The organism is Nocardia sp. NPDC004722 (assembly GCF_053601505.1).
The window spans coordinates 1-7,000 of the sequence record NZ_JBSGBY010000457.1 but is presented as its reverse complement, the minus strand read 5'-3'; the positions used below and the strand labels follow the sequence as shown (position 1 = coordinate 7,000).

General features: G+C 67.9%; 7 protein-coding genes and 1 pseudogene. 3 read left to right on the top strand and 5 right to left on the bottom strand.

The genetic code is table 11. From position 1 onward, the window contains the following. A partial coding sequence (locus tag ACWELQ_RS33140) for a dihydrofolate reductase family protein (protein WP_452400976.1) occupies window positions 1-363 on the bottom strand: 363 nt, incomplete at its 3' end. 35 nt (window positions 364-398) lie between these two features. Here ACWELQ_RS33140 and zapE point away from each other — a divergent pair. Both zapE and ACWELQ_RS33130 read left to right on the top strand, forming a co-directional pair. Further along, window positions 399-1,421: a cell division protein ZapE gene (zapE, locus tag ACWELQ_RS33135; protein ID WP_452400975.1), complete on the top strand. Its 1,023-nt coding sequence runs from the start codon at window positions 399-401 to the stop codon at window positions 1,419-1,421. Between the two features lie 150 nt (window positions 1,422-1,571). After that, complete coding sequence (locus ACWELQ_RS33130; protein ID WP_452400974.1) at window positions 1,572-2,378, top strand: tyrosine-protein phosphatase; 807 nt, start codon at window positions 1,572-1,574, stop codon at window positions 2,376-2,378. Window positions 2,379-2,390: 12 nt separating this feature from the next. Here ACWELQ_RS33130 and ACWELQ_RS33125 read toward each other — a convergent pair whose 3' ends face one another. Continuing rightward, the gene (locus ACWELQ_RS33125; protein WP_452400973.1) at window positions 2,391-2,642 is read right to left on the bottom strand and encodes a hypothetical protein; all 252 of its coding nucleotides are present in this window, start codon (window positions 2,640-2,642) and stop codon (window positions 2,391-2,393) included. Between the two features lie 205 nt (window positions 2,643-2,847). On the opposite strand from ACWELQ_RS33125, the pseudogene ACWELQ_RS33120 reads away from it, so the two are divergent. Further along, a pseudogene (locus ACWELQ_RS33120) lies at window positions 2,848-3,402 on the top strand (ATP-binding cassette domain-containing protein); the annotation flags it as partial. Window positions 3,403-3,773: 371 nt separating this feature from the next. Here the strand turns inward: ACWELQ_RS33120 and ACWELQ_RS33115 are convergent. The 3 genes from ACWELQ_RS33115 to ACWELQ_RS33105 all read right to left on the bottom strand — a co-directional run bounded on the left by ACWELQ_RS33115 (window position 3,774) and on the right by ACWELQ_RS33105 (window position 6,898). Next, window positions 3,774-5,447, bottom strand: coding sequence for an alpha/beta hydrolase (locus ACWELQ_RS33115; RefSeq protein ID WP_452400972.1), 1,674 nt, complete (start codon window positions 5,445-5,447; stop codon window positions 3,774-3,776). Window positions 5,448-5,523: 76 nt separating this feature from the next. Continuing rightward, window positions 5,524-5,832: a hypothetical protein gene (locus tag ACWELQ_RS33110; RefSeq protein WP_452400971.1), complete on the bottom strand. Its 309-nt coding sequence runs from the start codon at window positions 5,830-5,832 to the stop codon at window positions 5,524-5,526. A 127-nt stretch (window positions 5,833-5,959) separates the two neighbouring features. After that, window positions 5,960-6,898 carry an acyl-ACP desaturase gene (locus ACWELQ_RS33105; RefSeq protein WP_452400977.1) on the bottom strand — a complete coding sequence of 313 codons (939 nt, stop codon included), beginning with the start codon at window positions 6,896-6,898 and terminating at the stop codon, window positions 5,960-5,962. Between the last annotated feature and the right edge of the window lie 102 nt (window positions 6,899-7,000).

Genomic DNA, 7,000 nt, shown 5'->3' with positions numbered 1-7,000 from the left:
GGCGTGGGCGGTGACGACCGCGATGCGCGGCGGCGTGCCCTGCGCGTCACCGCCCCGCCCTTCCCGGTGCAGTCGCCGCCGCAGCTCCGAATCGGTGTGTGCCGCACCGTAGTTCTCCGCCCGCGCGGTGCCCGCCCCGACCAGGATCACATCGGCGAGATCGCGCAGCAGCCCGAACACCGTGTGGTCGGCGGGCGTGCCCAGCCCGCCGGAGCGCCCGTCCACGCTGACCGCCCCGTCGATGCTGGTCACGAAGTTGACACGCACGTACGGGACACTTGCCTCTACCGGATACGCGTACAGCTCGACCAGGTCGTCGCGGGTGAGATCTGTGAGCTGAATCGCATTCGGCATACGCTGCATAAGGACCTATCCCATCACGCCTCTAGGCTTCCGCTGTGCAACAACGCCTCGTCGATCGCCACCCGGAGGTTCCGGCAGACCAGCTCGTGGCCCAGATGGTGCCGCCGCCCACCTTCGACGAGGTGAGCTTCGGTTCCTACATTCCGGACCCGAAGGAACCCTCGCAGGCCGCTGCCGTCCAGAAGGCCGAGCAGTTCGCCCAGCGGGTGACCGCGCTGCGCAAGGCCGCGGACAAGAAGTCCCTGTTCGGCAAGAAGAAGCCGGTGCACGGCATCGGCCTGTACCTCGACGGCGGCTTCGGTGTGGGCAAGACCCACCTGCTGGCGTCGATCTTCCACAGCGTCCCCAACCCGAAGTCGTTCGGCACCTTCGGCGAGGTCACCAATCTGGTTGGCGCGCTGGGCTTCAACAATGCCGTCGAGCGCCTGTCGGCCAACAGCGTGCTGTGCATCGACGAGTTCGAGCTCGACGATCCGGGCGACACCATGCTGGTCTCGCGTCTGCTCACCGAGCTGACCGATCGCGGCGTCTCCATCGTGGCCACCTCCAACACCCTGCCCGGCCAGCTGGGCGAGGGCCGCTTCGCCGCCCAGGACTTCCTGCGCGAGATCAAGAAGCTGGGCGCGCTGTTCGAGGCCGTGCGCGTGGACGGCCCCGACTACCGCCACCGCGACCTGCCGCCCGCCCCGGAGCCCGCCTCCTACGAGACGCTGGTCGAGAAGGCCGCGCACACACCGGGTTCCACGCTCGACGACTTCGACGAGCTGGTCAAGCACCTGAGCACCCTGCACCCGTCGCGCTACGGCGCGCTCATCAACGGCGTGACGTCGGTGAACATCTCGAACGTGCACACGGTCACCGATCAGGCCGTGGCGCTGCGCATCGTGGTGCTGGCCGACCGCCTCTACGACGCGGGCATCCCGGTGACCGTGTCGGGCGCGAAGCTGGACCAGATCTTCACCCAGGAGATGCTCGACGGCGGCTACCGCAAGAAGTACTTGCGCGCGATCTCCCGTCTCCTTGCACTCTCGCGTTTCGAGGCGCCCGCGCACGCCTGACCGCTCTTGGGGTTTCAGGGGCTTGCCCCTGAGAGCCCCCGAGAGTTGGGGTTTACCCCGGTGGTTCTTAAGGTCCCCACAGGTAATAAATTTCGAGGGTCAACGAAAACCGGTCCCGGTTCGGTTTTCGTCCTCGGAAGGAGATTTACCTTGCGTACTCGTGCTGTCCAAGCCGCCGCGGTGGTGACCATCGCCCTGTCCGCCAGCCTGGGTTCGGCGGCGACCGCCTTCGCCGTCGATCCGCCTGCCGCCACCTCCGACGTCATCGTCAACACGGACAACCGCGCCCTCGGCCTCACCGGCGTCCTCAACGCTCGCGACGCGGGCGGCTACAAGACCGCCGACGGCCACACCGTCCGCACCGGCCTGGTCTTCCGCACCGGCGACCTGTCCAAGGCCACCGACGCCGACCTCGCCAAGCTCACCTCCCTCGGCGTGGTCTCCGTCCACGACCTGCGCACCTCCTACGAGCAGCAGTTCATGGGCGTCGACAAGGTCCCCGCCGGCGCGACCGAGCACCACGACGACATCATCGGCCAGGCCCCGCCGCAGGTAATGGCCTCCACCCTCTCGGCTGGCACCGACCTCTACCGCGCCTTCATCACCGCCCCCGGCGCGAACGAGGGCTTCGCGAACGTCCTGCGCGACATCGCCGACAACCCCGGCGGCGTGCTGTTCCACTGCACCGCGGGCAAGGACCGCACCGGCTGGACCAACGCGGTCCTGCTGACGATCCTGGGCGTCGACAAGGACACCGTCTACTACGACTACCTCCTGTCGAACTACTACCGAGGCGCCAAGGACGGCGACATGATGAACGGCGTCACCTCCTCCGCCCTCGACTCGGCCTTCGACCAGGTGAACAGGACCTACGGCAACTTCGACACCTACGTCCGCGACGGCCTGAAGCTCACCGACGCCGACGTGGCCGCCCTGAAGACCAAACTGCTGGCCTGACAGCGGGTTTCGCTACATCAGGTACTTGCGGGCCAAGGCCGAGAGTACGAATCCGAGGAGCATGGTGGCGATCGAGGTGTAGACCGCCACCTTGCCCAGCGGGTGGCCCTTCTGGTTGGCGGCCAGGCCGAGAAGGATTCCGGCCCAACCGAACAGGCAGGGGACCAGGAGGGCCAGCCCGGCGGCGGCGAAGGCGGTGACGGCCAGTCCTTTGCCCTGGGATGCCTGCGCGTCGGGTGATTCGGGTGCCGGTGCGTCCGCCATGTTGTGCTCCCAGGCTGTTCGGTACGTAAACGCTACGCCGGGAGCGTGTTTCGCGTGGGGCAATAAATGGTTGACACCTCCGCGACTTGCCCGCTAATGTTCCGAGCCTCATGGGTATCGGTTTCCTGTTTTTGTGATCAGTTCGCCGCGTTGAGCTTCGCTCCGCGTCGAGTCCTCATTCACCCCGAAAACATGGGAGACCTCTGTGCTTACCCTCCAATCCGCTGTATCCCAGCTCACCCTGTCCGCCGTCACCAAGAGCTACCCCGGCCGCGTCGTGCTCGACGCGATCGACCTGTCCATCCGCCCGGGTGAGAAGGTCGGTGTGATCGGCGAGAACGGTGCGGGCAAGTCGACGTTGTTGCGGCTCATCGCCGGTCGCGAAGCGGCCGACGGCGGCGAGTTGATCGTGCGGGCGCCCGGGGGCGTCGGCTACCTGGCGCAAACCCTCGAACTGCCGCCCACGGCCACCGTCGGTGCGGCGATCGACCTGGCGCTGAGCGATCTTCGCGACCTCGAGCACCGAATGCGCACGGCCGAAGCCGAATTGGCGGCGCCCGGCCCGCTGGGTCGCCGCCTCGATGCCTACACCGCGCTGGCCGCGCGCTTCGAGGCACGCGGCGGGTATCAGGCCGCGGCGCGCGTCGATGCCGCCTTGCACGGTCTCGGCCTGCCGGGCCTGGACCGGAATCGCTTGCTGGGCACGCTGTCCGGCGGGCAGCGGCGACGGCTGGCACTGGCGGCCAGCCACGCGTCGACGAGATTGGGCTGGGCATTGCGGTAGATGCGGGTGCGTGGGGGAACGGAACCGTTCGCGAATTCGCCGAAGGAGTTCAGCAACTCACCCGGAAACTCTTCTATCTTCCCAAAACCGACGACATCCAAACCAAGAAGTTGCTCTGGAAGTTGGGCGGCAATCCTGCGCTCGTCATGCAGTTTGAACTTCCTATTGATGTTCTCAGTGCGCATTTGTCTCCGACTTCCACCTCACGACTCACGAAACACTAGCATGAACCCAACCGTTTCAAACCAGTTTGGTCGGCCGCCCAGGGTACTCACAGGGGCGTCTCCGCTACAAACCCGCAACCAGCGGTAACGGCTATCACGCCGCAACGAACGGCCCGTGGCGAGTCATCGTGGCGCACGGCCCGCAATGATTTCCCCCTGGGTCCGCAGACCTGGATTGCCAGGCTCCCAGTAGTTTCCGTGGGCAAACACATCAAGTGGCAAGGCACGCACGACCGGAAGGTCGATAGTGGCCCCGGAAGATGTGAAAACTGTTGCGCGAAATTCGCGATCGGTGGGATCGGTCCCGTGCACGAACTGACCGACGCGCGGTACCGGATCCGCGGGGTCGGCGGTCGCAAACACATGTGCACCGTTGCGGCCCGCAGGAATACCCGTCAATCGCAATTCCGAAACGTCTTCTACATCGACGCCGGGGCTGCCGACGAACACCACCGCGTCGGCATCGAGACAGTTAGCTCCCGACGCCGCCGCACCGATGACTGTGCTCCCGTAACTGTGTCCGAGAACGGTGTGGCGCGCGGCGATCCCCGGGTGCGCGGCGCGCAGTCCGGCCTCGAATCGGTCCAGGGCGGGCGCGCCGTCGTGCGCCCGGCGATCCCCCAGTGCCGCAGGCAGATCCGGTGGTGCGTCGTAGCCGTACCACGCGATGACCGAGGTGCGGGCGGCGGGATCGGCGCGCTGCGCGGCGGTGAGCAGGGCCCGCGAGCGTTCCAGGCCCACGCCGATCGCGGTGAGCGGGGAGCCGGTGCCGGGGACGAAGGTCGCGATATTGGCGGCGGTATCCGGATTGTTGAGTGCGATCACACCGTGGCCGCGCTCGTCGACGGCAAGCAGGAGGCGCTCGGGCGAGGCCGGGCCGAGTGCCGCGGTGAGCGCCGCATACCCGGCGAGCCGCGTCTGTATCCGTGTGCGCTCGGCTTCCCACTGCCGCAACCGAATCCAGCCGTCGTCGGTGGTCGGCAGGTTCTCGCCGCGAACCCAGTCGGGGTGGCGTTCGAGCAGCCACCGTTCCGCGTCGGCGGCGACCGCCCGCAGCCGCGGTATCGCGCGCCGGTTGTAGTGGTCGCGGACCAGCGCGGGCAGCCCGTCGCGCGCACCGAGCAGCGGATCGGCCTCGAAGAGTGCGTCCTGGTCGGCGGGCGACAGCGAATTCCACAGCGCGCCCAGCGCCTTCGGAGCCTCCGGCAGCCGCGCGGTCCCATCGAGAAATCCGGCGACCCGCGTATCCGGCCCACCCCCGCCCGGGTCGACGGCGAGTGCCGCGAGCGCGGCCACCGCCGCGCGCAGCCGCGCCCCCGCCCGCTCGTCCACCTCACCCGCGCTCTCCAGCAAGGGCACCAGCCGCGCCCGCAATTCCCGCGCCTTGGCCTCGAACCCCGCCTGAAAAATCAAGTCCAGCGCCAGATTCCCGGTCTCCGACCGCGGCGCCTGCACCTCCCCCTCCTCCGAAACCCGGCACCCGTTGTCCCGCGCCTCGTCCAGGATCCCCCGCACCAGCCCACACACCCGCTCCAGCACCACGGCCTCCGCGAGTGCCTCGGCAATGTCCAGCAGCGCGGTCCCCATATGGTCGGCCACCAGCCGATCCCCCATCGCATGCAAGGCGGCCGCGGCCCCCGCCGCCCCGACCCATCCGTCCGCCGCCCGTTCGATCAGCCGCCCGACCCGAACCATCGCGCCACCGCACACCTCATCGGCCTCCGCCACCGCCGCACCCGCGACCCCGATGGCTTCGGGCGCCCACCCGAGCACCTGCGACACCCCCGCACGTCCCATACCTGTCCCCCACAACTCCCGCTCGTCGACCAGTCGCTAATTCCCTGCCTGATCGCCGTCTGCTCTTCGGGCAGGGTCAGGCGGTGGGGTGTAGGTAGGCGTCGAGTTGAGTCTCGAGGGTTTGTTCGGCGTCTTCGTAGGTGGTGGTGGCCTGGTCGGTGGCGTCGGCGAGGCTGTGGAGGCGGTCGGCGAGGTGGTGCAAGGCACCGCGGATGGGGACGCCGACTGTGGAGGCGGCCGTGCCGAGGGCGGAATTGGGCATCGAGCGGGCCACCGTGGCGATGAGGTCGATCGGGTCGACCGCCGCGATGGTGTCGGCCTCGGCGCGGATGCCCGCGGCCATGATGCGCAGTGCCGTGATGTCGGCACGCAGCATGTCAGTCATGTTCTCCCCCACGTCGCTTGATCAACTCAGCGTTGTGTCCACACCCTAACGGGGGTGGGAGGGGGAGGCGGGGTGAGAAGGGCGGGGGTGTGGACAGCGCGGTGGCTGTTCACATTTCGGCGAGTGGCTAGCGGGCCGCGCGGGCGGCGTCGCGGGCCAGGGCGCGGTCGCGTTGTTCCTCGAAGCGCACGACGTCCTTGGCCATCTTCTCGAGGAAGGCGGCCAAGCCCTCGCGGAGGCGCTCGCCGCGGGCGGTGAAGTCGGTGCGTTCGAAGACATTCCATTTGCGCAGCACCGGCCAGATGACCTCGTCCAGGTGCTGGCGCAGATCGTAGATGCCGTGTTTGGCGATGAGCACGCTGTTACGCCGGAAGTCCGGCATGCCCGCGCCGGGCATGCGGAAGTTCTCGATGACGGCGCTGATGGCGGCCAGGGCGTCGTCGGGGACGAGGTCGAGGGTGGCGCCGCAGATATTGCGGTAGAAGACCATGTGCAGGTTCTCGTCCGCGGCGATGCGGGTGAGCATGCGGTCGGCGACGGGATCCTGGCAGGCCTTGCCGGTATTGCGGTGCGAGACGCGAGTGGCCAATTCCTGGAAGGTCACGTAGGCGACGCCGTGCAGCACGGCGTGGTCGCCGGTGCCGGTGGGATCGTCGACACCCTGTGACATGCAGGTCATCCGCGCGTGTTCGAGCGCCACCGGATCGACGCTGCGGGTGACGACCAGATAGTCGCGCAGCACGATCCCGTGCCGGTTCTCTTCGGCGGTCCAGCGGTCCACCCAGGTGCGCCACGCGCCGTCGCGGGAGAAGGCGTCGGAGATGAGCCGGTGGTAGGAGGGCAGGTTGTCCTCGGTGAGCAGATTGGTGACCATGGCGGCGCGGGCCACCTCGCCGAGTCTGGATTGCCCCGGCTCCCAATCGATTCCGTCCATGGCGGCGAAGTTGCGGCCCTCGTCCCAGGGCACGTAGTCGTGCGGATGCCATTCCTTGGCCAGCGACAGATGCCGGTTCAGATTCGCTTCCGCCACCGGCTCGAGTTCGGCCAGTAGTGCTTCGGGCGTCATGGTTACGGCCACGTCGGATCCCTGCTGTACGACTTTGTTTTCTCTTCGCGGTCTGCCTCGACCGATCCCCGTTCGCGAGCCTACCCGGATATTCACGCAATC